General features: G+C 72.2%; 22 protein-coding genes. 4 read left to right on the forward strand and 18 right to left on the reverse strand.

The window, feature by feature from the left end:
- Positions 1-20 precede the first annotated feature (20 nt).
- From HB662_RS08165 to HB662_RS08180, 4 genes are all read right to left on the reverse strand, one after another.
- Positions 21-587 carry a NifU family protein gene (locus HB662_RS08165; RefSeq protein ID WP_168049024.1) on the reverse strand — a complete coding sequence of 189 codons (567 nt, stop codon included), beginning with the start codon at positions 585-587 and terminating at the stop codon, positions 21-23.
- Between the two features lie 136 nt (positions 588-723).
- A complete protein-coding gene (locus HB662_RS08170; protein ID WP_168049026.1) occupies positions 724-1,218 on the reverse strand; it encodes a universal stress protein in 495 nt (164 codons plus the stop codon).
- A 51-nt stretch (positions 1,219-1,269) separates the two neighbouring features.
- Positions 1,270-2,022, reverse strand: a complete 753-nt coding sequence (locus tag HB662_RS08175) for a TIGR02186 family protein (protein WP_168049028.1) — start codon at positions 2,020-2,022, stop codon at positions 1,270-1,272.
- Positions 2,019-2,927, reverse strand: a complete 909-nt coding sequence (locus HB662_RS08180; protein ID WP_168049030.1) for a sulfite exporter TauE/SafE family protein — start codon at positions 2,925-2,927, stop codon at positions 2,019-2,021. The genes HB662_RS08175 and HB662_RS08180 overlap by 4 nt, the downstream gene beginning before the upstream one ends.
- A 224-nt stretch (positions 2,928-3,151) precedes the next feature.
- Here HB662_RS08180 and HB662_RS08185 point away from each other — a divergent pair, with 224 nt between their 5' ends.
- Complete coding sequence (locus tag HB662_RS08185; protein ID WP_168049032.1) at positions 3,152-4,720, forward strand: bifunctional metallophosphatase/5'-nucleotidase; 1,569 nt, start codon at positions 3,152-3,154, stop codon at positions 4,718-4,720.
- Between the two features lie 7 nt (positions 4,721-4,727).
- On the opposite strand, the gene HB662_RS08190 is transcribed toward HB662_RS08185, so the two are convergent.
- From HB662_RS08190 to HB662_RS08200, 3 genes are read right to left on the reverse strand one after another with little or no spacing between them, the layout of a single operon-like run.
- Complete coding sequence (locus HB662_RS08190) at positions 4,728-6,047, reverse strand: MgtC/SapB family protein (protein ID WP_168049034.1); 1,320 nt, start codon at positions 6,045-6,047, stop codon at positions 4,728-4,730.
- A 46-nt stretch (positions 6,048-6,093) separates the two neighbouring features.
- Positions 6,094-6,702: a c-type cytochrome gene (locus HB662_RS08195; RefSeq protein WP_168049036.1), complete on the reverse strand. Its 609-nt coding sequence runs from the start codon at positions 6,700-6,702 to the stop codon at positions 6,094-6,096.
- Positions 6,699-7,919, reverse strand: a complete 1,221-nt coding sequence (locus tag HB662_RS08200) for a PQQ-dependent sugar dehydrogenase (protein ID WP_168049038.1) — start codon at positions 7,917-7,919, stop codon at positions 6,699-6,701. Before HB662_RS08200 ends, HB662_RS08195 begins: the two co-directional genes overlap by 4 nt.
- A gap of 157 nt (positions 7,920-8,076) precedes the next feature.
- Between HB662_RS08200 and HB662_RS08205 the strand changes: the two genes are divergently transcribed.
- Positions 8,077-8,688, forward strand: a complete 612-nt coding sequence (locus HB662_RS08205; RefSeq protein WP_168049040.1) for a DUF938 domain-containing protein — start codon at positions 8,077-8,079, stop codon at positions 8,686-8,688.
- Positions 8,689-8,695: 7 nt separating this feature from the next.
- Here HB662_RS08205 and HB662_RS08210 read toward each other — a convergent pair whose 3' ends face one another.
- The 6 genes from HB662_RS08210 to HB662_RS08235 all read right to left on the reverse strand — a co-directional run bounded on the left by HB662_RS08210 (position 8,696) and on the right by HB662_RS08235 (position 13,201).
- Positions 8,696-8,998 (reverse strand): hypothetical protein, encoded by a 303-nt coding sequence (locus HB662_RS08210; RefSeq protein WP_168049042.1) that lies wholly within the window; start codon positions 8,996-8,998, stop codon positions 8,696-8,698.
- 108 nt (positions 8,999-9,106) lie between these two features.
- Positions 9,107-10,939: a phosphoenolpyruvate--protein phosphotransferase gene (gene ptsP, locus HB662_RS08215; RefSeq protein ID WP_168049044.1), complete on the reverse strand. Its 1,833-nt coding sequence runs from the start codon at positions 10,937-10,939 to the stop codon at positions 9,107-9,109.
- Between the two features lie 15 nt (positions 10,940-10,954).
- Complete coding sequence (locus HB662_RS08220; RefSeq protein WP_168049409.1) at positions 10,955-11,218, reverse strand: HPr family phosphocarrier protein; 264 nt, start codon at positions 11,216-11,218, stop codon at positions 10,955-10,957.
- A gap of 104 nt (positions 11,219-11,322) precedes the next feature.
- Positions 11,323-11,784, reverse strand: coding sequence for a PTS sugar transporter subunit IIA (locus HB662_RS08225; protein WP_168049046.1), 462 nt, complete (start codon positions 11,782-11,784; stop codon positions 11,323-11,325).
- Positions 11,781-12,707: an RNase adapter RapZ gene (gene rapZ, locus HB662_RS08230; RefSeq protein ID WP_168049048.1), complete on the reverse strand. Its 927-nt coding sequence runs from the start codon at positions 12,705-12,707 to the stop codon at positions 11,781-11,783. Before rapZ ends, HB662_RS08225 begins: the two co-directional genes overlap by 4 nt.
- Positions 12,704-13,201, reverse strand: coding sequence for an HPr kinase/phosphorylase (locus HB662_RS08235; protein ID WP_168049050.1), 498 nt, complete (start codon positions 13,199-13,201; stop codon positions 12,704-12,706). Before HB662_RS08235 ends, rapZ begins: the two co-directional genes overlap by 4 nt.
- Positions 13,202-13,342: 141 nt before the next feature.
- Between HB662_RS08235 and HB662_RS08240 the strand changes: the two genes are divergently transcribed.
- Positions 13,343-14,299: a serine/threonine dehydratase gene (locus HB662_RS08240; protein ID WP_168049052.1), complete on the forward strand. Its 957-nt coding sequence runs from the start codon at positions 13,343-13,345 to the stop codon at positions 14,297-14,299.
- A gap of 125 nt (positions 14,300-14,424) precedes the next feature.
- Positions 14,425-14,751: a hypothetical protein gene (locus HB662_RS08245; protein WP_168049054.1), complete on the forward strand. Its 327-nt coding sequence runs from the start codon at positions 14,425-14,427 to the stop codon at positions 14,749-14,751.
- 138 nt (positions 14,752-14,889) lie between these two features.
- On the opposite strand, the gene HB662_RS08250 is transcribed toward HB662_RS08245, so the two are convergent.
- From HB662_RS08250 to HB662_RS08270, 5 genes are all read right to left on the reverse strand, one after another.
- Complete coding sequence (locus HB662_RS08250) at positions 14,890-15,408, reverse strand: NADH-quinone oxidoreductase subunit B family protein (RefSeq protein ID WP_168049056.1); 519 nt, start codon at positions 15,406-15,408, stop codon at positions 14,890-14,892.
- Positions 15,409-15,422: 14 nt separating this feature from the next.
- The gene (locus HB662_RS08255; RefSeq protein ID WP_168049058.1) at positions 15,423-15,653 is read right to left on the reverse strand and encodes a hypothetical protein; all 231 of its coding nucleotides are present in this window, start codon (positions 15,651-15,653) and stop codon (positions 15,423-15,425) included.
- A gap of 160 nt (positions 15,654-15,813) precedes the next feature.
- Entirely contained in the window at positions 15,814-17,322 is a 1,509-nt protein-coding gene (locus tag HB662_RS08260) for a hydrogenase large subunit (RefSeq protein ID WP_168049060.1), read from the reverse strand.
- Complete coding sequence (locus tag HB662_RS08265) at positions 17,319-18,767, reverse strand: hydrogenase 4 subunit F (protein WP_168049062.1); 1,449 nt, start codon at positions 18,765-18,767, stop codon at positions 17,319-17,321. The genes HB662_RS08260 and HB662_RS08265 overlap by 4 nt, the downstream gene beginning before the upstream one ends.
- Positions 18,764-19,480, reverse strand: coding sequence for a hydrogenase-4 component E (locus tag HB662_RS08270; RefSeq protein WP_168049064.1), 717 nt, complete (start codon positions 19,478-19,480; stop codon positions 18,764-18,766). The genes HB662_RS08265 and HB662_RS08270 overlap by 4 nt, the downstream gene beginning before the upstream one ends.
- Between the last annotated feature and the right edge of the window lie 4 nt (positions 19,481-19,484).

Consider the following 19,484-nt stretch of genomic DNA (forward strand, 5'->3'; position numbering starts at 1 on the left):
GGCCGGGCGGCGGCGGCGCGTCAGGCCTCGACCTGCTCCACGCGCAGCACTTCCGGCACGTAGTGCCGCAGCATGGTCTCCACCCCGTGCTTCAGCGTGGCGCGGGAGGACGGGCAGCCGGCGCAGGCGCCCTGCATGTGCAGCCGCACGACGCCCTCGCGGAAGCCGCGGAAGACGATGTCGCCGCCATCGCCGGCCACTGCCGGGCGCACGCGGGTGTCCAGCAATTCCTTGATCTGGGCGACGATCTCGCCGTGCTCGGCGTCGAAATCCTCGTCCTCGCTGGCGGCGTCCTCGCCTTCCATCACCGGCAGGCCGGCCAGGTAGTGCTCCATCACCGCGCCGAGCACGCGCGGGCGCAGCATCTGCCAGTCGGAATCCTCCGTCTTGGTCACGGTGACGAAGTCCTGGCCGAGGAAGACGCGGGCGACATCGCCCACGGCGAAGATCCGGGCGGCGAGCGGGCTGCGGCCGGTGGCGTCCTCGGCCGCGGTGAAGTCGGCGGTGCCGCGGCTGCCCGTCACATCCCGGCCCGGCAGGAACTTCAGCGTGGCGGGGTTGGGCGTGGCTTCGGTTTCGATGAACATCTTTGTCGCTTTCGCGGTGCTGGCTATACCCGACCTATGTGGTCCGTTTTAGCCCCCGCTGCAACCAGCGCGCCGCGCATGGCACCGCAATGCGTGTTCAGGCGGCGCGGCTCCCCTCGCCCAGCCGGCACCGGAATCAGGTAACCCGGTCGAGCTCGGCGTCGCTCATGCCGCCAGGCACGATGGTCATCGGTACCAGCAGCTTGGTGGCGTAGCGACCGGTCAGCGCCTGGATCAGCGGGCCGGGGCCGGTTCCGCCGGTGGCGCTGGCCAGCACCAGGATGGAGATTCGCGGGTCCTCGGCCAGCAGCGCCAGCAGCTCGTCGCGCGCATCACCCTCCCGGATCAGCAGGATCGGCAGGCCGCCGGTCAGCTCGTTGACCTCGGCGGCGAGGCCGGAGAGCAGGCGCTCCGCCTCCTCCCGCCGTTCCTCGGCCAGCATGGCGCCGACGCCGGCCCATTCCACCTGGCCGGCCGGCTCGATCACCCGCAGCAGGGCCATGCGGCCGCCGGATTTGCGCACGCGCAGCGCCGCGTAGCGCAGCGCCACGCTGCGTTCCGCGCTGTCATCCACCACCACCAGGAAGACCCGGTCCCGCCGTGCCTGTGCGGCCTCCGCCGTCTCACCCATTGCTCGATCCCCTCAATTTCCGGCGGAATCCCCAGCGAGGTGCGCGGCGGATCAGTTGCGACGGAACACGACACTGCCGATCCAGCCGGCCATGGCCGCCAGGATGATGCAGGCGATGCCATACAGCACCGGCTGTTCCCGCGCGATGTCGGCGATCCAGGCGGCGGTGCCGGTGCGGACCACATCCAGCCGCAATTCCTGCCGCGCCACCACGCGGCGGTCACGCACCAGCATCACCTGCACCTGATAGATGCCGTGCGCAACCGTCGCCGGCAGCGGCAGGCGGGCATGGAACAGGCGGCCGCCGGAAACCTGGATCGGCCGGTCGCGGTCCACCCACAGCCCGGCATCCTGCTGCAGATCGGCCAGCGCCAGGCGGAAGGTCGGCCCCTGCGCGCCAAGCTGTACCAGCGGCAACTGGTCCAGCCCGAGGCGCAGCTCGGAGCGTTCGACCCGGTCCAGCATGGCCGGCACCGGGCGGGTGGAGGCCAGCGCCCAGTAGCTCGGCACCCGGTTGAAGCGGGCGGAGGCGCCGTTGATCCAGAAGCCCATGACGCTGACCTTCTGGCGCACGATCATGGAGGTCTCGGGCCCGGTGACCAGCACCACCACCTCGTCGCCCTCCGGCCCGATCAGCCGTTCGGTGGCGCCGAAGACCAGGATCTCGGAGCCGGAGAAGGCGGTGGTCACCTCCACCCGGTTGACCGACAGCTCGGCCGCCAGCGAGGGCGGCGCGACGGCGGCCTCCTGCGCTACGGCGGCGGGGGCCAGCACCAGCAGCAGGGCCAGCCACAGCCACTTCATGGCACGGGACCGATGACGAACAGCGCCTCCGGCACCCGCAGCAGGTCCCACAGCAGGGACAGTGCCACCGCCAGCACCAGGGCGCCGAGCAGCGCGCGCATTTCCTCGCCGCGCAGCTTGGTGCCCATGGCGGCGCCGAACTGCGCGCCGGAGACGCCACCGGCCAGCAGCAGCAGGGTCAGCACGATATCGACGCTGCCGACCTGGATCGCCTGCAGGAAGGTGACGTTGGCGGTGACGAAGACCACCTGGAACAGGGAGGTGCCGATCACCACCGCGGTCGGCATGCCGAGCAGGTAGATCATCGCCGGCACCAGCATGAAGCCGCCGCCGACGCCCATGATGGCGGACAGCACGCCGATGGCGAAGCCGATGCCGAGCGGCGGGATGACCGAGATGTACAGGCGGGACTTGCGGAACCGCATCTTGAAGGGCAGCCCGTGCATCCAGAGATGCTCGTGCAGCCGGGCCGGGCGGGACCGCTTGCGCCGCAGGATGGCGGCGACGCTTTCGCGCACCATCAGCGCGCCGACGCCGCCCAGCACCACGACGTAGAAGATGGCGACCGCGAGGTCGACCTGCCCGGCGCGCCGCAGCCAGGCGAACAACTGCACGCCGGCAAGCGAGCCGAAGAAGCCGCCGATGATGAGCACGGTGCCCATCCGCACATCGACATTGCCGCGCCGCCACTGGGCGATCAGGCCGGATACGGAGGCGCCGAGCGTCTGGTTGGCCCCCGAGCCTACGGCCACCGGGGACGGGATGCCGATCAGGATCAGCAGCGGAGTCAGCAGGAAGCCGCCTCCGACGCCGAACAGGCCCGAGAGCCAGCCCACGCCAAAGCCGATGCCCAGCAGCAGCAGGGCATCCACCGACATCTCGGCAATCGGCAGATAGACCTGCATTCCGCGGGCGAGTCTCGGCTGACGGCGTGGCAACAAGAGGGCGGGTATCAACCTCCGCGTCCATGCCCGCAACCCGCAAGCGGCCAATGAATGCGATCGTTCCGGTCAGATCGGCGTGCGCGCGGCAAGCGGGTGACACCTGCATGGCACGGCATGAAGCCGCATGACGCGAGGCGGCCGATCCGCTATGCGCGGCATGCCCGGGACGTTGCAGGAACATGCCGATGATCCGCCGCCGACAGCTTCTGGCCAGCCTGTCGCTCGCCGCCCCCACCCTGGCTGCACCCAGCCTGCGCGCCCCGGCCGCGCAGGCGGCCACGCGGGTGGCGCTGCTGCACCTGAATGATTTCCACAGCCGGCACGAAGGCACGCAGGCCTCCGGCGCCGGCTGCCGCGTCGGCGCGCCCTGCGGCGGCGGCGCGGCGCGGCTGGTGGCCAGCTTCCATGCGGCGCGGGCGGCGGCGGTGGCGGAAAGCCGCGCGGTGCTGGCGCTGGATGCCGGGGACCAGTTCCTCGGCAGCCTGTTCTACACGCGGCACCGCGGCCTGGCCGAAGCGGCGGTGCAGCGGCAATGGGGCGTGCAGGCCATGGCGCCCGGCAACCACGACTTCAATGGCGGGCCGGAGACCCTGGCCGGCTTCCTGCGGGCGCTGGGCGCGCCGCTGCTGGCCGCGAACATGGATGTGGCGGGCGAACCTACGCTTGCCGGGCTGGTGGCGCCGCATGCGGTGTTCCGGCTGGGCGGCGCGCGCATCGGCGTGGTCGGGCTGACGCTGGAGAACATCCCGCAGATCTCCTCGCCCGGCCCGCATCTGCGCTTCACCGCGGCCGAGGAAGCCGCGGCGCGCTCGATCGCGGCGATCCGCGCCGAGGGTCCGGCCACCATCGTGGTGCTGTCGCATCGCGGGGTGGAGGCCGACCGTGCCCTGGCGGCGGCGGTGCCCGGCATCGACGTGATCGTCGGCGGCCATTCCCACACGCTGGTCAGCCCGCCCTTGCTGATGGACGGCGCGGACCGCGCGGTGCGGATCGTGCAGGCCGGGGCGCTGGGTCGCTGGCGCGGCCGGCTCGACCTCGACCTCGCCACCGATGGCCGCGTCGCCGCGCATGGCGGCGGGGCGCAGGAGATCACCGACGCGATGCCGGAGGACCCGGCAACGGCGGCGCTGGTGGCGGATTTCGCCCGGCCGCTGAACGAGATGCGCGCCCAGTTCGTGGCGCATTCCGCCGGCGGGCTGGAGAATACCAGCTGCCGGCTCGGCGAATGCGCGGTGGGCAACCTGCTGGCCGATGCGCTGCTGCGCGCCGCGCCGCAGGCGGACCTGGCGCTGACCAATGCCGGCGGCATCCGCACCGGGCTGCCCGCCGGCACCATCACGCTGGGCGACGTGCTGACCACCCTGCCCTTCTCCAACACCCTGGCGACGGTGCGGCTGCGCGGGCGGGACCTGCGGGCGGCGCTGGAGAACGGGGTCTCGAACCCCGGCAGCGGCCGCTTCCCGCAGGTGGCGGGCGTGGTCTTCACCTGGAACCCGCTGGCCCCGGTGGGGCAGCGGATCGGCGAGGCGCGCATCACCACCGGCCGCCGCCCCGGCCCGGTCGACCCGGAGGCGGATTACCTGCTGGCCACCAACAACTTCATCCGCCGAGGCGGCGATGGCTACGCCATGCTGCGCGACCGGGCGCTGGAGGCCTATGACGAAGGCCCGCCGCTGGAGGATGCCTTCGCCGCGCATCTGGCCGCGCTCGGCCAGGTGGCGGCCCGGCTGGATGGCCGCATCGTCCTGCGCTGAGGGCGGCTCAGCCGAAGGTGGCGAAGCCGGCCAGGCCACCGGCGACCAGCGCGGCGAGCGTGGCGCCCGCCAGGGGCAGCGCGAAGTCGCGCGGCCCGGCGGCGGAAGCCAGCAGCAGCCGCCCCATCGCATTCGCCGCCAGCGCCGCCAGCACGGCTTGGCCGATGGCGAGGCGCGGCACCGGATCCACCAGGCGCAGCGCACTGAGCACCGCGACATCCACGTCGAACACGCCGGACAGCGCCGAGCTGCCCAGCAGGCTGGCGGCGCCGAAGCTGCCGACCAGGGCGGCGCTGGCGGTGGAGACCACGGCGAAGCCGGCCGCGAAGACCAGCAGCGGCACCAGGTCGAAGGGATTGCGGGCGGGCCCGGCGGCGCCCTCGCCGCCGCCGCCACGCCAGATCAGCAGGCCCCCGCAGGCGGCGAAGACCAGCGCGGCAGCCAGGGCGGCGGGGGCCATGACGGGCAGCACGCCGGGATTGAGGATCAGCACCAGGCCGGTCACCCGAAGCACCGACACCATGGCGGCCAGCGCCGCCGCCCCGGCCAGCGGCCGGCTTGAACTTTCAGCCAAAGGCCGGCTGGAATTTTCAGCCAGCGGCCGGCTGGCATTCTCGGCCAAAGGCCGGCTTGCCTTCCCCGCCGCCGCGCTGCGGGCGAAGGCGAGGGTGACGGCGGTGGAGGATACCACCGCCCCCAGCAGCCCCCCCGCCAGCACGCCGCGCCGTGGCCCCAGGATGCGGGTGGCGACATAGCCGAGATAGGAGATCGTCGCGGTCAGGACGGTGAAGAACCAGATCTCGCGCGGGTTGAGGCCGCCCCACGGGTCGATGGTGCGGTCCGGCAGCAGCGGCAGGATGATCGTGGTCATCACCGCCAGCATCAACGCGGAGCGCAGTTCCACCCAGGACAGGCGCTTCACCAGGCGGTGCAGCACTTCCCGGCTCGCCAGGATCGCGGCCAGCGCGGCGCCGCCCGCCGCCGCCGCCCGCTGGTCCCCCACCACCGCCAGGGCGCCGAGGGCGAAGGTGCAGAGGCCGACGATGGCGCTGGTGGCGCTCAGGCTGTTCTCCTGCACCGCTTCCCGCGCCTGGAACCAGCCGAAGACCAGCGCGAAGCCGAGAAAGCCGACCGCCAGCACCAGCGCGGAGCCAAGGCTGGCGGCCAGCGCGGCCATCACGGCGCCGAGCAGGGCGGAGATGCCATAGGTGCGGATGCCGGCGGTGCGGCGGCCAGCCGCTTCCTCCCGCTCCCGCCAGCCGCGTTCCAGCCCGACCAGCAGGCCGATGGCGAGCGCGACGCCGAGGCGAAGGATCAGGTCATCCATGCCTCCTCATGCCGCAGGGCGGGGGAGCAGGCCAGTGCCGCTGCGCCTACTCCGGCCGGACCGGCTGATGCGCCATGTAATGCGCGAGCGCGGCGATGGCGTCGTCCGGCACGCCGTACATCACCGCGTTCATGTTGGTGTCGGTGCCACGGCGCTGGCTGTCACGGTACTGGGCCAGCGTGTGGCGCAGGAAATCCTCCCGCTGCCCGGCGATGCGGGGGATCTGGTTGCGCCCGCTATAGTCCGGCAGGTGGCAGACGCCGCAATTCAGCGCGGCGGAAAGCTGCCGGCCGCGTTCCGCCAATGCCGCGTCGCGCGGGGCCAGACCGGGCGGCGGCGCCGCGGGCAGGCTGGCGTAATGCGCGGCCAGATCCTCGACAGCCTGGTCCTCCAGCCCCTGGGACAGTTCGTTCATCGGCGGCGCCTGGCGCAGCCCCTCGCGGAACAGGATCATCTGCAGGGTGATGAATTCGGCGGGCTGGCCGGCGAGGGAGGGTATCCGCTCCAATTCGCTGACCCCGGCGGCGCCGTGGCAGCCGGCGCAGTTGCGTTCCGCGGCGATGGTGGCACCCCGCGCCGCGTCCTGCGCGGCGGCGGGGTGGAAGGCGCAGGCGACCAGGATGGCCGCCAGCAGGGCGAGATGAGGAAAAGTCACTGGCGATAGGTAATCCGGTAGATCGCGCCGTATTGCTCCTCCGCCACCAGCAGCGATCCGTCGCGCATCACATGCACATCGACGGGCCGGCCGAGGAAGCGGTTGTTCGCCTCGTCCCGGAAGCCTTCCAGGAAGGGCTCGATGCCGGTGACGCGGCTTTCTCCGTCCAGCTTCGCCACCACCACGTCGTAACCGTTCAGGCCTTCCCGGTTCCAGGACCCGCGGCGGGCGATGAAGATCTGGTTGCGATAGGCCTCGGGGAACATGGTGCCGGTGTAGAAGCGCATGCCCAGCGAGGCGGTATGCGGACCTAACAGGGCGGCGGGCTGCTGGAACTCACTGCAATTGCGCTGCGCATGCGCGCCCGGATCGGCCCAGTCACCGACGCAGAAGGGAAAGCCGTGATCCTCGCCGCTGCGGCGGACGCGGTGCAGCGTGTCGTTCGGCATGTCGTTGCCGGCCCAGTCACGGCCATTATTGGTGGCCCACAATTCCCGGGTCTGCGGGTGGTGGTCCATGCCGACGCTGTTGCGGATGCCGCGCGCCTCGATCCGCCGGTCGCTGCCATCCGGGCGGAAGGAGACCAGCAGGGCGAATTTGTCGCGGTCGAATTCGCAGATGTTGCAGGGCACGCCGACATTCATATAGAGGCGCCCATCGGGCCCGGCGGTGACGAATTTCCAGCCGTGATGCTCCTCGGTCGGCAGTCCGAAGGCGGCGGTCAGGTCCGTGCCGCTGCCGGGATTGTCCAGGTTCTGCTCGATGTTGTCGAAGCGCAGCACCCGGTTGATGGCGACGACGTACAGGTTGCCGTCCACCACCTCGATGCCGTTCGGCTGGTTCAGACCCTGCAGCAGCGTGCGGGTGCGGGTGGTGCCGTCCGGGTTGCGGGTGATGGCATAGACCCGGCCGATGGTGCGGCTGCCGGCGAAGATGGTGCCGTTCGGACCCTCCGCCATCATCCGCGCGCCGGGGATGCCATGGGCGTAGACTTCGGCGGTGAAGCCCTGCGGCAGGCGGATGGCGGAAAGCGGCAGCTGGTCGCGCGGTGTCACGGTCAGGCGCGGGGCGTGCGGTGCCAGGTTGGCGGCCATGCCGCTGCCCTCGCGGCCGGCGGCCCAGGCGGGCGCCGGGGCGGGGGTCTGCTGGGCCTGCACGACCGGCGCCAGACAGAGCGCCGCGAGCAGGCCGGCCGCGGCGATTCGGGTTCGGACCATGTCTGTTTCCCCCATTCTTGTTGTGTTCGGGCGGACCATGGCGGGCCCGCTTCGCGCGGCAGGATGCAACCGCCGCGGGCAGGGCTTCAAGCGACTTTGCAACCGTTTGCGGCCCTGGCCGGTTGACGTCTGCGCCAGCACGGCCGAAACGGCCTGGATGCCGGAGACCCCCGAAGGCGAGCCTCGCCGCTTCGCCCCCGCCGCCGCCCGCAACCGGGACCCGATCCTGGCCGCGCTGCGCCCCCTGCTGCCGCCCGCCGGCCTGGTGCTGGAGGTGGCCAGCGGCACCGGGGAGCATGCGCTGCACCTGGCCCAGGCGCTGCCCGGCCTGGTGTTCCAGCCGAGCGACCCGCAGGCGGAATCCCGTGCCAGCATCGATGCCTGGTGTTCGGGGCAGGCCAATATCCGCCCGGCCCTGGCGCTGGATGCCACCGCGCCGGATTGGAAGCTGGACCGCGCCGATGCGGTGCTGTGCATCAACATGATCCACATCGCGCCCTGGCTGGCGACGCTCGGCCTGCTGCGCGGCGCCGCGCGCATCCTGCCGGAAGGCGCGCCGCTGGTGCTGTACGGCCCCTATATCCAGGCGGGAGTGGAGACGGCGCCGAGCAATCTCGATTTCGACGCCAGCCTGCGCGCCCGCGACCCGTCCTGGGGCCTGCGGCGGCTGGAGGATGTGGCGACGGAGGCTGCGGCGGCCGGCTTCGGCGCGCCCACCGTCACGCAGATGCCGGCCAATAATCTGCTGGTGGCGTTCCGGCGGGGCTGATCAGGCCTCAGTCGTCGTCCCGGTCGTCGTCGTCCCGGTCGTCGTCGTCCCGGTCGTCATCATCGTGGTCGCGACGTGTCCGGCGCCGGTCCTCGCCGCGCCCGCGGTCGTCATCCTCCCGCCAGCGTTCGGTCCGCGTCCAGCCGCGGCGCTCCCGCCCGTTTTCCACCACCAGGGATTCCACCCGGGTGCAGCGGCCATCGGAGCAGTTGGAGGAACTGTTGGAGGACTGGCTTTCGGCCATGGCCCCGAGCGGCGCCAGCCAGATGGCGAGCAACCCGGTGACCGCGGCGCGGCGGATCTGTCGCATGGCGGAGAAACCTCCTTCGCTGAACCATGCCGATTGCGCCGGTCCTGCGAGGCAGATGGGCGGCACCTTCGCGGCGACAAAGCGGCGGAGCATCACGCCACCGCGAGGTCAGCCCCGCTCCGTCACGCCGCTCGCAAAACCGTCCACCAGCTCACGGATGCGGGCCGGGTCGGATTGTTCCATGACGCGGCGCGCGAAGCGGGCGCAGTCGCCGATATCCAGCGCACGCACCGCCTGCTTCACGCGCGGGATGGCGCTGGCATTCATCGACAGACAGCGGATGCCGAGGCCCAGCAACAGCGGTACCAGGCGCGGATTGCCGCCCATCTCGCCGCAGACGGAGACCGGCATGCGCAGCCGCAGCGCCGCTTCCGTGGCGAATTGCATCAGCCGCAGCACCGCCGGGTGCAGCGGGTCGTACAGGTGGCTGACCTCGGCATCGCCGCGGTCCACCGCCAGCGTGTACATGGCCAGGTCATTGGTGCCGATGGCGAAGAAATCCGCCTCCAGCGCGATGGCATCGGCGGCCAGGGCAGCGCCCGGCGTCTCGATCATGGCGCCGAGCTCGGGCAGCTTCTCCGGCAGTTTCTCGCCGCGCCGGCGCAGGCGGCGGGCGACGCGCTCGTAGATCTCCCGCGCCTGCTTCACCTCGGACGGGATGGTCACCATCGGCAGCAGCACGCGCACCACGCCATCCGGCGCCCGTCCGGCGACGCGCAGGATGGCGGCGAACTGCGCCTCCAGCAACTCCGGGCGCTTCAGCAGCATGCGGATGCCGCGCAGGCCGAGTGCCGGGTTGGGGCTGGAATGCAGCGGCTCGATCCCCGCCGCCAGCGCCTGCATGTCCTTCTCCCCGCCCCAATCCAGCACGCGGATGGTCACGGGGTCGCCAGCCATGGCCTCGACGATCGGGGCATAGGCGGCCATCTGGGCCTCCTCGTCCGGCAGATCCTCGCGGTTCATGAACAGGAATTCGGTGCGCAGCAGGCCGATGCCCTGGGCGCCGGCCTGGGCGATCAGCGGCAATTCCGCCGGGATCTCCATATTGGCCAGCAGCTCGACCGCCTCGGCATCCGTGGTCACCGCCGGCAGGCGGCGCAGTTTTGCCAGCCGCGTGCGTTCCCGCGCGTATCCCGCGACCTGGTCCTTGGCCCAGACCAGGGTGGCGGGCGTCGGGTGCAGGGCGATCGTGCCGGCGGCGCCGTCCAGCACCATCTGGTCACCGCGCCGCGCGGCTTCCGTCAGCCCATGCGCGCCGAGCACCGCGGGAATCCCCAGCGCACGCAGCATGATGGCGGTATGCCCATCGGCGCCGCCCTCCTCCGTCGCCACGCCGGCGATCCGCGCCGGGTCGAGCAGCGCCGCATCGGCGGGGGTGACTTCCTCCGCCACCAGGATGGCGCCTTCCGGCACGTCCTTGAAGCTGCGGAAGGGATTCTGGGTCAGGTTGCGGGTCAGGCGGCGGGCGATCTCCCGCACCTCCCCGGCGCGGCGGCGCAGCCCGGCCTTGTCGTCATCCTTGGCAGAGAGGATGATTTCCGCGATCGCATCCGCCTCATCCGCCACCGCGGTCTCGGCGGCCAGCAGGCCGGCCTCGATGCGTTTGCGGGCGCCGCGGATCAGGCGGCTGTCGCCCAGCATCATGGCATAGGCGTCGAGCAGCGGTTCGAGTTCTTCCTGCGCTTCCTCCGGCAGCACGCCGAGGCGCATCTTCAGCTTGGCGACCTGCTTGCGGGAGGCACTGACCGCCGCCGCGAGGCGCTGCTTCTCGCCATCCACCGCCGCCTCGGCGATGCTGCGGCGCGGGGCTTCGGCCGGCGGCTCGGTGGTGTCGAACACCATGCCGATGGCGATGCCCTGCGACACCGGGATACCCCGGATGACGACTTCCTTGGTGCGGCGCGGCGCGCGCTTGGCGGCGTCCGGCTTTTCCGCCTTCATCTGGCGCCCCGGGTGCTAATCCTCATGGAAGCCGGCTTCCATCAGACCGGTGATCGCCTCCAGCGCTTCCTTGGCGTCCCAGCCCTCGGCTTCCACGACCACTTCGCTGCCCTGGCCGGCGCCCAGCATCATCAGCCCCATGATGGAGCAGGCCGGCACCGATTGTCCGTGGCGGGAGACGTTGACACAGGCGGAGAAGCGCTCCGCCACGGTCACCAGCTTGGCGGCGGCGCGGGCATGCAGGCCACGGCTGTTGACGATCTTGACCGTCTTCCGCATCGCCAGGCCGCCGGAGGGGTCGCAGCCACAGGGGCCGGGCTCCGCTGCCAGCGACACGGGCTGGGCGCTCGCCTTGGACTCACCGGCTTCATCGGGCCATTCGTTCATGGATCGTCCCTTTTGGGGCCTGCTTCCGGCGTGGCGTGGCCGTTGGCGGGCGCCGGCCTGGCGCCCTCCGACATGTCGGCCGCGCTGGCAATGTATTTGCGTCCTGCCGCGGTCGCATGCGCGACCGCTTCGGGCAAGGGCTCGCTGCCCCTAATCTTCGCGAGCTTCACCAGCAGGGGCAGGTTGACCCCGGCGATGACCTCCACCGTGCGGTGGTCGCAGAGCTGGAAGGCGAGGTTCGAGGGGGTGCCACCCAGGATGTCGGTCAGCACCACGACCCCATCGCCCTGGTCGACGCGGGCGATGCAGTGGCGGATATCCTCCCGCCGCGCTTCCAGCTTGTCCTCGGGATAGATGCAGACTGTCGCCACGGCGCCCTGCGGTCCCACCACATGCTCCATGGCGAGACGCAATTCTTCGGCGAGACGGCCGTGGGTGACGAGCACTAGACCAATCATGATGTGTGCGACAGGGCCTCCCGCCCCGCAACCGATGCCCCTCCCTGTATCGCCGGAGGGGTGGCCAGGTCCCGGTGGATCAGGTCCACCCGCCAGCCAAGAGACGCGAGATGGGATGCCAGACGCTCCGCCACAAGGACGGAGCGGTGCCGCCCCCCGGTGCAGCCGATGGCCACCGTCAGATACTTCTTCCCCTCCGCCGCGTAGCGGGGCAACAGCAGCTCCATCATCCCGGTCATGCGGTCCCAGAATGGGGTGAAGGTGGCATCGGACTCGACAAAGGCGGCGATCGGCGCATCGCGGCCGGTCATCGGCCGCAGCGCCGGGTCGTAATGCGGGTTGCGCAGGAAGCGCACATCCCAGACCAGGTCAGCCTCCCGCGGCAGTCCTTTCGGAAATCCGAAGGAGACGATGCCGATGGCAAGCCCCGCCGCGTTCTCCGGCCGGAAGCGCCGCTCGATCAGCCGGCGCAGCTCCGGCAGCGGCAATTCGGAGGTATCGACCACCCAATCCGCCGCATCCCGCAGCGGCGCCAGCAGCGCCGCCTCCCGCGCGATGCCCTCCGTCACCCGGCTGCCCATGGCGCCGCCGGGGGCCAGGGGGTGGCGGCGGCGGGTCTCGGAGAAGCGGCGCAGCAGCACCGGCTCCTCCGCCGTGGCGAAGACCAGGTTGGCGGCGATGCCGGGCTCCGCGCGCAACCGCACCACCTGGTCCAGCAGGGCCGAGGCATCGAAGCCGCGGGAGCGGGTATCCACGCCGATCGCCAGCGGCGCATCGCCATCCGCCACCAGCTCATCCAGAATTTGCAGCGGCGGGTTATCCACCGTCTCGAAGCCCAGATCCTCCAGCGTGCGGAGGATGCTGGCCTTGCCGGCGCCGGACAGGCCGGTGACGAGGAGCACCGGGCGCGGTCCACGGGTCATGCCGCGGGTTTATCCCGCCGCAGCGCGGCTTCCGGGGATGACGCGGCTTCCAGCGAACCGGCCGCCATGCGGGCGCGACCGCAGGCAGTCGCCAGCGCGAAGCCCAGCTTGTCCGGGGCCGAAGGCTCCAGCCCGCGCAGTGCAATCTGCGGCACCGCCTGGCCCAGCGCGCTGTACCATTGCGGCTCCGGGAGCCGCGGCAGCGGGGTGTCCGGCGGCAGCAGCTGGACGGCCAGCCGCACCCGCACCGGCCCGGCCACCGGCAGGTCCTGCATCAGGCCGAGGCCGCGGATCTCCAGCAGGCCCCGCAGCGGCGCCGGCGCGCTGGCGCACAGCCCGCCACCTTCCGCCACCAGCTCCACCTGGTCATCCGCCACCAGCGACCAGCCCCGGCCGAGCAGGCGCAGGACGAGGTCAGATTTCCCGCTGCCCGAAGGACCCAGGATCAGAACGCCTTCCTCATCAAGGGCCACGCAGGACCCGTGCAGCGACATGACAGGCACTTCACCTCGAAAGGGCGCCGGACCATGGCAGAAAGGTGGCGAGGGTTAAAGAGGACTCCCGGATAGCGCGGCCCGGTTGCCAACTGCCGGGGCCGGTTGCCAGTGAGGGAGGCGCCTGCCAGCTTCCGCCGCATGCCAGATCCCAGCACCGCCGCCATCGAAGCGGCCGCCGCCCGCATCGCCCCCCATATCCGCCGCACCCCGGTGCTGCGCCTGGAGGGGGCCGACCTTGGCCTGTCCATCCCCTTGATCCTGAAGCTGGAATTGCTGCAGGCCACGGGGTCCTTCAAGCCCCGCGGCGCCTTCAACCGGCTGCTGTCGCAGGCGGTGCCGGCGGCCGGCGTGGTCACCGCGTCCGGCGGCAACCACGGCGCCGCGGTGGCCTATGCCGCCCGCGCGCTCGGGCACCGGGCCGAGGTGTTCTGCCCGGTGGCGACGCCCGCCGCCAAGACCGACCGCATCGAGGCCTATGGCGCCACCCTGCACCGGATCGGTGCCGCCTATGACGAGGCGCGCATCGCCAGCGAGGCCCGCGCGGCGGAGACCGGGGCCATGCTGGTGCATGCCTATGACCAGCCGGAGATCCTGGCCGGCCAGGGCACCGTCGGGATGGAACTGTGGCAGGACGCGCCGGAGGCGACACATGTGCTGGTGGCGACCGGCGGCGGCGGGCTGATCGGCGGCATCGCCGCTTGGTACGCGGATAAGGGGGCGCAGGTGATCAGCGTGGAGCCGGAGGGCTGCCCGGCCCTGCACCATGCGCTCGCCGCCGGCCACCCGCTGCCCGCCCCGGTCGGCGGGCTGGCGGCGGACAGCCTCGGTGCGAAGCAGATCGGCGCGTTGTCCTTCGCCGTGGCGCGGGACCATGTGGCGCAGGCCGTGCTGGTGCCGGATGCCGCCATCGCGGAGGCCCAGCGCCGCCTGTGGTCGGCACTGCGGCTGGTGGCGGAGGCTGGCGGCGCGGCGGCGCTGGCCGCCCTGGTCAGCGGCGCCTTCGTCCCGCCCGCCGGGGCGCGCGTCGCGTTGGTGCTGTGCGGGTCGAACACCGACCCGGCCAAGGTCACCGGCCCGGCCAAGGTCACCGGCTGACGGTTACGCCGAATTCAGCGCCGCCCCATGCCGCGGACAGCCGCCGGCGCGCAGAATGGACCGCATCGAAGGCGCTTCCCCCCGGCCGCCCGCGAACCCGCTGCATCCGGAGAGGAACACCCACCATGCGAAACACGATTCGCCTGCTCATCGCGGCCGCCCTGCTGGGCGCGCCGCTGCTGCTGACCGCGCCGGCCGGCGCCCAGGGGCTGGCCGCACCGACGCCGCAGGCAACCGAAGGCACGGCCACGCCCCAGGCCGCCACGCCGCGCCGCACCCGTCGCAGCGCCGCGACCGCACCGCGGCGCTCCCGCGAGGCCCGCACCGCCCGCCGCGCCCGCACCGCCGAAACCCGCCGCGCGCGCCAGGCCCGCACGGCGGAAGTCCGGGCCTCGCGCCGCGCCGGCCAGCCGCGCCGAGCCCGCCAACCGGCGCAGCCGCGCCAGGGCTGATGGCGCCTCCGCGCCGGGGCTGAACGGCGCCTCCACGCGGAGGCTAAACGACGCAGCCGCGCCGGGGCTGAACGACGCAGCCGCGCCGGGGGCTGATCCTCATGCGGCCGGGCGCAGCGATGCGGCCAGCCCTACCCCTCAGCCCTGCGCCTGCATCAGGGCCAACAGCCCCTCCAGCATCTGCGCCGGGCTGGGCGGGCAGCCGGGGATCAGAAGATCCACGGGCAGCACCTGCGCGACGCCCCCCTCCACCGCATAGCTGCCCTTGAAGACGCCGCCATCCACCGCGCAATCGCCGGCCGCCACCACCCAGCAAGGCTCGGCGGTGGCCGCGCGGGTGCGTTCCAGCGCCTCCCGCATGTTGCGAGTCACCGGGCCCGTCACCAGCAGCACATCGGCATGGCGGGGAGAGGCGACGAAGCGCAGGCCCAGCCGTTCCAGGTCGTAGAGCACGCCGGACATGGCGTGGATTTCCAGCTCGCAGCCATTGCAGGACCCGGCATCCACCTGGCGGATCGCCAGGCTGCGACCCAGCCGGGCGCGGGACGTCACCTCCAGCTTCTGGGCGAGCGCCAGCACCACCTCCTCTGGCGGCGCCTGCACCGGCTCCGTCAGCGGGCGGGAGAACAGGCCCCTCGCCAGCCTGGGCCACAGCATCCTGCCCGGCCGGCTCATGCGGTGCGGGCCACGCGGAACAGGTCGTTGCCCTCCGGATCCCGCACCACCAGCTCGGTCCCCGGCGCGACGCGTTCCGCCAGCCAGCCGATCTCATCCAGCGCATGGGCGCGGTCGTCATAGGCCCAGTGCTCCATCACGCCGCGGCCGGGGCCGGGCTTGATCAGGGTGATGGTGAACAGCCCCGTCGCACCCTGGTCCGCGCGGGCGCCATGCCGCCCGCTCATCCTTCCACGCCCTCAGACGGCGGGCGCCGGCATCCGCCGGCTTGCCTTCGCGCCGGTGCGCTGGCGCGCCCGGTGGCAGGGATGGTCTGGGCGCGGGCCGCATTCGCGGCCTCGGCCTGCGGCCGCCAGTGCCATCGGTCTTGGGGCGCGGCGCTGCTCATCACAAATCGACCCCGCTGTACGAACAGTTGAAGCTCTTGTTGCACAAGGGGAAATCCGCGACGATGTTGCCTTCCATCGCGGCCTCCAGCAACGGCCATTGCAGCCAGGACGGGTCGCGCGGGAAGACGGCGCGGATCAGCCCGCCATCATCCAGCGCCATCCAGGTGGCGATCTCGCCGCGGAACCCCTCGACCAGGGCCAGCCCCTCCCCGCCCCGCTGCGGCAGGGGCGCGTGGATCTCGCCGGGGGGCAGGGTGGCCAGGATGCGGCGGACCAGGCGGATGCTCTCCGTCAGCTCCGCCAGCCGCACCCGCACCCGGGCATCCACATCGCCTTCCTGCCGCAGCGCCATGGTCGGCGGGCCGCCGGCATAGGGGCCGTTCGGGAAGGCCACCCGCGCGTCGAAGCCGCGGCCCGAGGCCCGCCCGACCACGCCGCCCGCCGCGAAACCCGCCGCCAGCGCCGGCGCCAGCACGCCGGTGCCGACCATCCGGTCCTGCAGGCTGGCATGCTCCTCATAGATCGAAACCAGCCCAGGCAGCGCCGCCTCCACCGCCGCCAGCGCGGCGAGGATGGCCGCGATGCCGGAGGGTTGCGGCTCCGTCGCCAGCCCACCGGGAATCACCCGGTCCATCATCAGCCGGTGGCCGAAGGCGTCCATATGCGCGCGTAGCAGCCCCTCCCGCAGCAGGCCGCATTGCGCGTGCAGCCAGGCGAAGCTGGCGTCGTTGCAGATGGCGCCCCAGTCGTTCAGGTGGTTGGCGATCCGCTCCAGCTCCAGCATCGCCGCGCGCAGCCACAGGGCGCGGGGCGGCGGGGTGGTGGCGCTGGCGGCCTCCGCGGCTTCCGCGAAGGCCAGGGAATGCGCCACCGTGCTGTCGCCCGAGATGCGGGCGGCGAAGCGGGCGGCGGTGCGCGGCGATTTGCCGAGCATCAGGCCGAGCGTGCCCTTGTGGGTGTAGCCCAGGCGCTGTTCCAGCCGCACCACCAGCTCCCCCTGCACGGTGAAGCGGAAATGGCCGGGCTCGATGATGCCGGCATGCACCGGGCCGACCGGAATCTGATGCCATCCCTCGCCCTCCACGGGCAGGAAGACGGGCTGTTCCGGACGGGCGCCGTTGCGGGCGGGGCGGGGGGATAGCGGCAGGGTCAGCGGCCAGCTTCCATGGTCGAGCCAGGCGCGAAGGTCCAGCCCACCCACCGCCTCCAGCCCCCAGAGGTCGCGGATCATCCGCTCGAAGCGCACCGCGCCGGGGCGGGCGGGGGACAGGGCCGGGTATTGGCCGGATTCGGCCGGGGTGCTGGCCAGCAGCAGCGTCCCGTCGGCTTCATCGAGGAAGGCGGCATGCAGCATTGCCGGCTCTGCCCACAGCGACAGTAAGGCCAGGGAAGGCTGCATCACCAGCGCCGCCGGCAGCCGCGCGAAATCCTCCGGCGCCAGCAGATGGCGCGGCACCGGGCGGCAGGGCAGCGGCTTGCCGCGGCGGATCAATTCGGCGGCGCTCATCCCAGCAGCCTCGTGGCATCGCCGAGCAAGGCGGTGAACCAGGCAGGCAGGGCGAAGCCGAGCAGCATGGACAGCGCCAGCAGCGCCCAGGCCGGGCCGGTCGCCCACCACAGCCCGCCGGGCAGGGTGAAGGCGCCGGGCACCGGCGCATCCGGGGTGGGCGGGCCGAGGCACAGCGCCTGCAGCGCCCGCACCAGCGCCGTGCCCGCCAGCAGCAGCCCGATCCCGATCGACAGCACCAGCCAGGGCTGCATCGCGGCGGCGGCGACCACCAGCCGGAATTCGGAGACGAACAGCGAAAACGGCGGCAGCCCGGCGAGGCCCGCGATGCCCAGCGCCAGGCCCCAGCCGAGCGCCGGGTGGCTCGCCGCCAGCCCGCCAATGTCGGAAATCTTCTGGCTGCCCTTGATCTGCGCGGCGGCGCCGATGCCGAAGAACACCGCGCTCTTCACCAGGGAATGGCCCATCAGGTGCAGCATGCCCGCGAGGTTGGCGCCCAGCCCGAAGGCGATGGCGGAAAGGCCCATATGCTCGATGCTGCTCCAGGCGAACAACCGCCTGGCATCCCGCCGCCGCCACAGCGCCAGGGACGCCAGCAGCAGGGAGGCCAGGCCGAAGCCGACCAGCAGCGGCCCCGGCTCCAGCGCGCCAGGGTTCAACCCGACGATCGCCTTGGCCCGCAGCACCGCCACCAGCGCGGCGTTCAGCAGCAGCCCGGACAACACGGCGGTGATCGGCAGCGGCCCCTCGGCTTCCGCATCCGGCAGCCAGGCATGCAGCGGCACCAGCCCCGCCTTGGTGCCGTAGCCAACCACCAGGAAGATGAAGGCAAGCGAGAGGATGCCCGGGTCGCATTGCTGCGCCACGGCCCGCAGCGCGCCCCAGGACAGGCCCGGATCGCCCTGGCCCACCAGCGGCTGCGCCGCCAGGTACAGCAGGATGGTGCCGAACAGTGCCAGCGCGATGCCGATGCCGCAGAGCAGGAAGAACTTCCATGCCGCCTCGATCGCCGCCGGCGTGCCATGCACCGCCACGATCAGCACGGAGGCCAGCGTCGCGATCTCGATCGCCACCCACATGACGCCGAGATTGTCGGACAGCAGCGCCAGGAATTGCGCGCCCATGAAAAGCTGGAAGGCGGCGTGGTAGGCCCTGGCGCGCAGCCCGTCGAAGCGCTCGGCCTCCACCGTGGCGGCGGAGAAGGCGGCGGTGGCCAGGCCGATGATGCCGGCCAGCGCCACCAGCGGTTGGTTCACCGCATCCACCCGGGTCCAGCCCTGCACCCCCTCCGGCACCGCCAGCACCGCCAGGGCCAGGCCGCAGCTCACGCCCGAGACGCCGAGATTGACCAGCGCCGGCCAGCGCCCGCGCGGGGCGAGCGCGGCCAGCAGCAGCGCGCCGGCCCAGGGCAGGAAGACGATGATCCAGGGCAGGTGCAGGGTCATGGCCCCTCCCCCTGGTGCCGTTCCCCTTGGTGCCGTTCCCCTTGGTGCCGTTCCCCTTGGTGCCCGTGCAGCACATCCGTATCCAGCGTGGCGAGCTGGTCGCGCAGCAGGAACACGACGATGCCGGCGACCAGCGCCAGCATCAGCACCAGCGCGGCGGTGGACAGTTCCACCACCAGCGGCATGCCGCGCACGCCGATGGCGGCCAGGATCAGGCCATTCTCCAGGCTCAGCAGGCCGATCACCTGGCTGATGGCGTTGCGCCGGCCGATCATCATCAGCATGCCGAGCAGCACCACGGACAAGGCGAGCGCCAGATTCTCCCGCGTCAGCGCCTGGGCCTGGCCGGCGGTGACGGGCAGCACGACCATCACCGAAAGCCCGACCAGCGCGGAAGCCGCCAGCAGCGAGGGCCCGATGCCGAGCGCCGGCTCCACCGTGCGATGCAGCCCGAGCCGGCGCAGCAGCAGCCGCAGCGCGAGGGGAATCAGCAGCGCCTTGGCGCCGAAGGCGAGCAGCGCCGTGACATACAGGCCCGGTTCATCCTGCATCCAGCCCTGCCAGGCGGCAGCCGCGGCCAGCAACCCACCCTGGATGGCGAAGGCGCCGATCACCCCCTCCAGCCGCCGCTGGTACAGCAGCACGAAGGACAGCAGCAGGATGCCGCCGCCGAGCAGATGCGCGATGTCGTAGCCGGTTGAGCCGAAGGTCATGATG

Origin of the sequence: Falsiroseomonas frigidaquae (assembly GCF_012163145.1) — a bacterium.
In the GTDB taxonomy this organism is placed as follows: Bacteria; Pseudomonadota; Alphaproteobacteria; order Acetobacterales; family Acetobacteraceae; genus Falsiroseomonas; species Falsiroseomonas frigidaquae.

What these genes read in the sequence shown, in the direction of transcription:
- HB662_RS08210 (WP_168049042.1), bottom strand. Translation starts at nt 8,998, where the DNA reads ATGCGACAGATCCGCCGCGCCGCGGTCACCGGGTTGCTCGCCATCTGG.
- HB662_RS08200 (WP_168049038.1), bottom strand. Translation starts at nt 7,919, where the DNA reads ATGGTCCGAACCCGAATCGCCGCGGCCGGCCTGCTCGCGGCGCTCTGT.
- HB662_RS08250 (WP_168049056.1), bottom strand. Translation starts at nt 15,408, where the DNA reads ATGCTGTGGCCCAGGCTGGCGAGGGGCCTGTTCTCCCGCCCGCTGACG.
- HB662_RS08205 (WP_168049040.1), top strand. Translation starts at nt 8,077, where the DNA reads ATGCCGGAGACCCCCGAAGGCGAGCCTCGCCGCTTCGCCCCCGCCGCC.
- HB662_RS08220 (WP_168049409.1), bottom strand. Translation starts at nt 11,218, where the DNA reads ATGCGGAAGACGGTCAAGATCGTCAACAGCCGTGGCCTGCATGCCCGC.
- HB662_RS08260 (WP_168049060.1), bottom strand. Translation starts at nt 17,322, where the DNA reads ATGAGCGCCGCCGAATTGATCCGCCGCGGCAAGCCGCTGCCCTGCCGC.
- HB662_RS08190 (WP_168049034.1), bottom strand. Translation starts at nt 6,047, where the DNA reads ATGGATGACCTGATCCTTCGCCTCGGCGTCGCGCTCGCCATCGGCCTG.
- ptsP (WP_168049044.1), bottom strand. Translation starts at nt 10,939, where the DNA reads ATGAAGGCGGAAAAGCCGGACGCCGCCAAGCGCGCGCCGCGCCGCACC.
- HB662_RS08175 (WP_168049028.1), bottom strand. Translation starts at nt 2,022, where the DNA reads ATGAAGTGGCTGTGGCTGGCCCTGCTGCTGGTGCTGGCCCCCGCCGCC.
- HB662_RS08225 (WP_168049046.1), bottom strand. Translation starts at nt 11,784, where the DNA reads ATGATTGGTCTAGTGCTCGTCACCCACGGCCGTCTCGCCGAAGAATTG.
- HB662_RS08185 (WP_168049032.1), top strand. Translation starts at nt 3,152, where the DNA reads ATGATCCGCCGCCGACAGCTTCTGGCCAGCCTGTCGCTCGCCGCCCCC.
- HB662_RS08245 (WP_168049054.1), top strand. Translation starts at nt 14,425, where the DNA reads ATGCGAAACACGATTCGCCTGCTCATCGCGGCCGCCCTGCTGGGCGCG.
- HB662_RS08265 (WP_168049062.1), bottom strand. Translation starts at nt 18,767, where the DNA reads ATGACCCTGCACCTGCCCTGGATCATCGTCTTCCTGCCCTGGGCCGGC.
- HB662_RS08235 (WP_168049050.1), bottom strand. Translation starts at nt 13,201, where the DNA reads ATGTCGCTGCACGGGTCCTGCGTGGCCCTTGATGAGGAAGGCGTTCTG.
- HB662_RS08170 (WP_168049026.1), bottom strand. Translation starts at nt 1,218, where the DNA reads ATGGGTGAGACGGCGGAGGCCGCACAGGCACGGCGGGACCGGGTCTTC.
- HB662_RS08255 (WP_168049058.1), bottom strand. Translation starts at nt 15,653, where the DNA reads ATGAGCGGGCGGCATGGCGCCCGCGCGGACCAGGGTGCGACGGGGCTG.
- HB662_RS08240 (WP_168049052.1), top strand. Translation starts at nt 13,343, where the DNA reads ATGCCAGATCCCAGCACCGCCGCCATCGAAGCGGCCGCCGCCCGCATC.
- HB662_RS08165 (WP_168049024.1), bottom strand. Translation starts at nt 587, where the DNA reads ATGTTCATCGAAACCGAAGCCACGCCCAACCCCGCCACGCTGAAGTTC.
- HB662_RS08270 (WP_168049064.1), bottom strand. Translation starts at nt 19,480, where the DNA reads ATGACCTTCGGCTCAACCGGCTACGACATCGCGCATCTGCTCGGCGGC.
- HB662_RS08180 (WP_168049030.1), bottom strand. Translation starts at nt 2,927, where the DNA reads ATGCAGGTCTATCTGCCGATTGCCGAGATGTCGGTGGATGCCCTGCTG.
- rapZ (WP_168049048.1), bottom strand. Translation starts at nt 12,707, where the DNA reads ATGACCCGTGGACCGCGCCCGGTGCTCCTCGTCACCGGCCTGTCCGGC.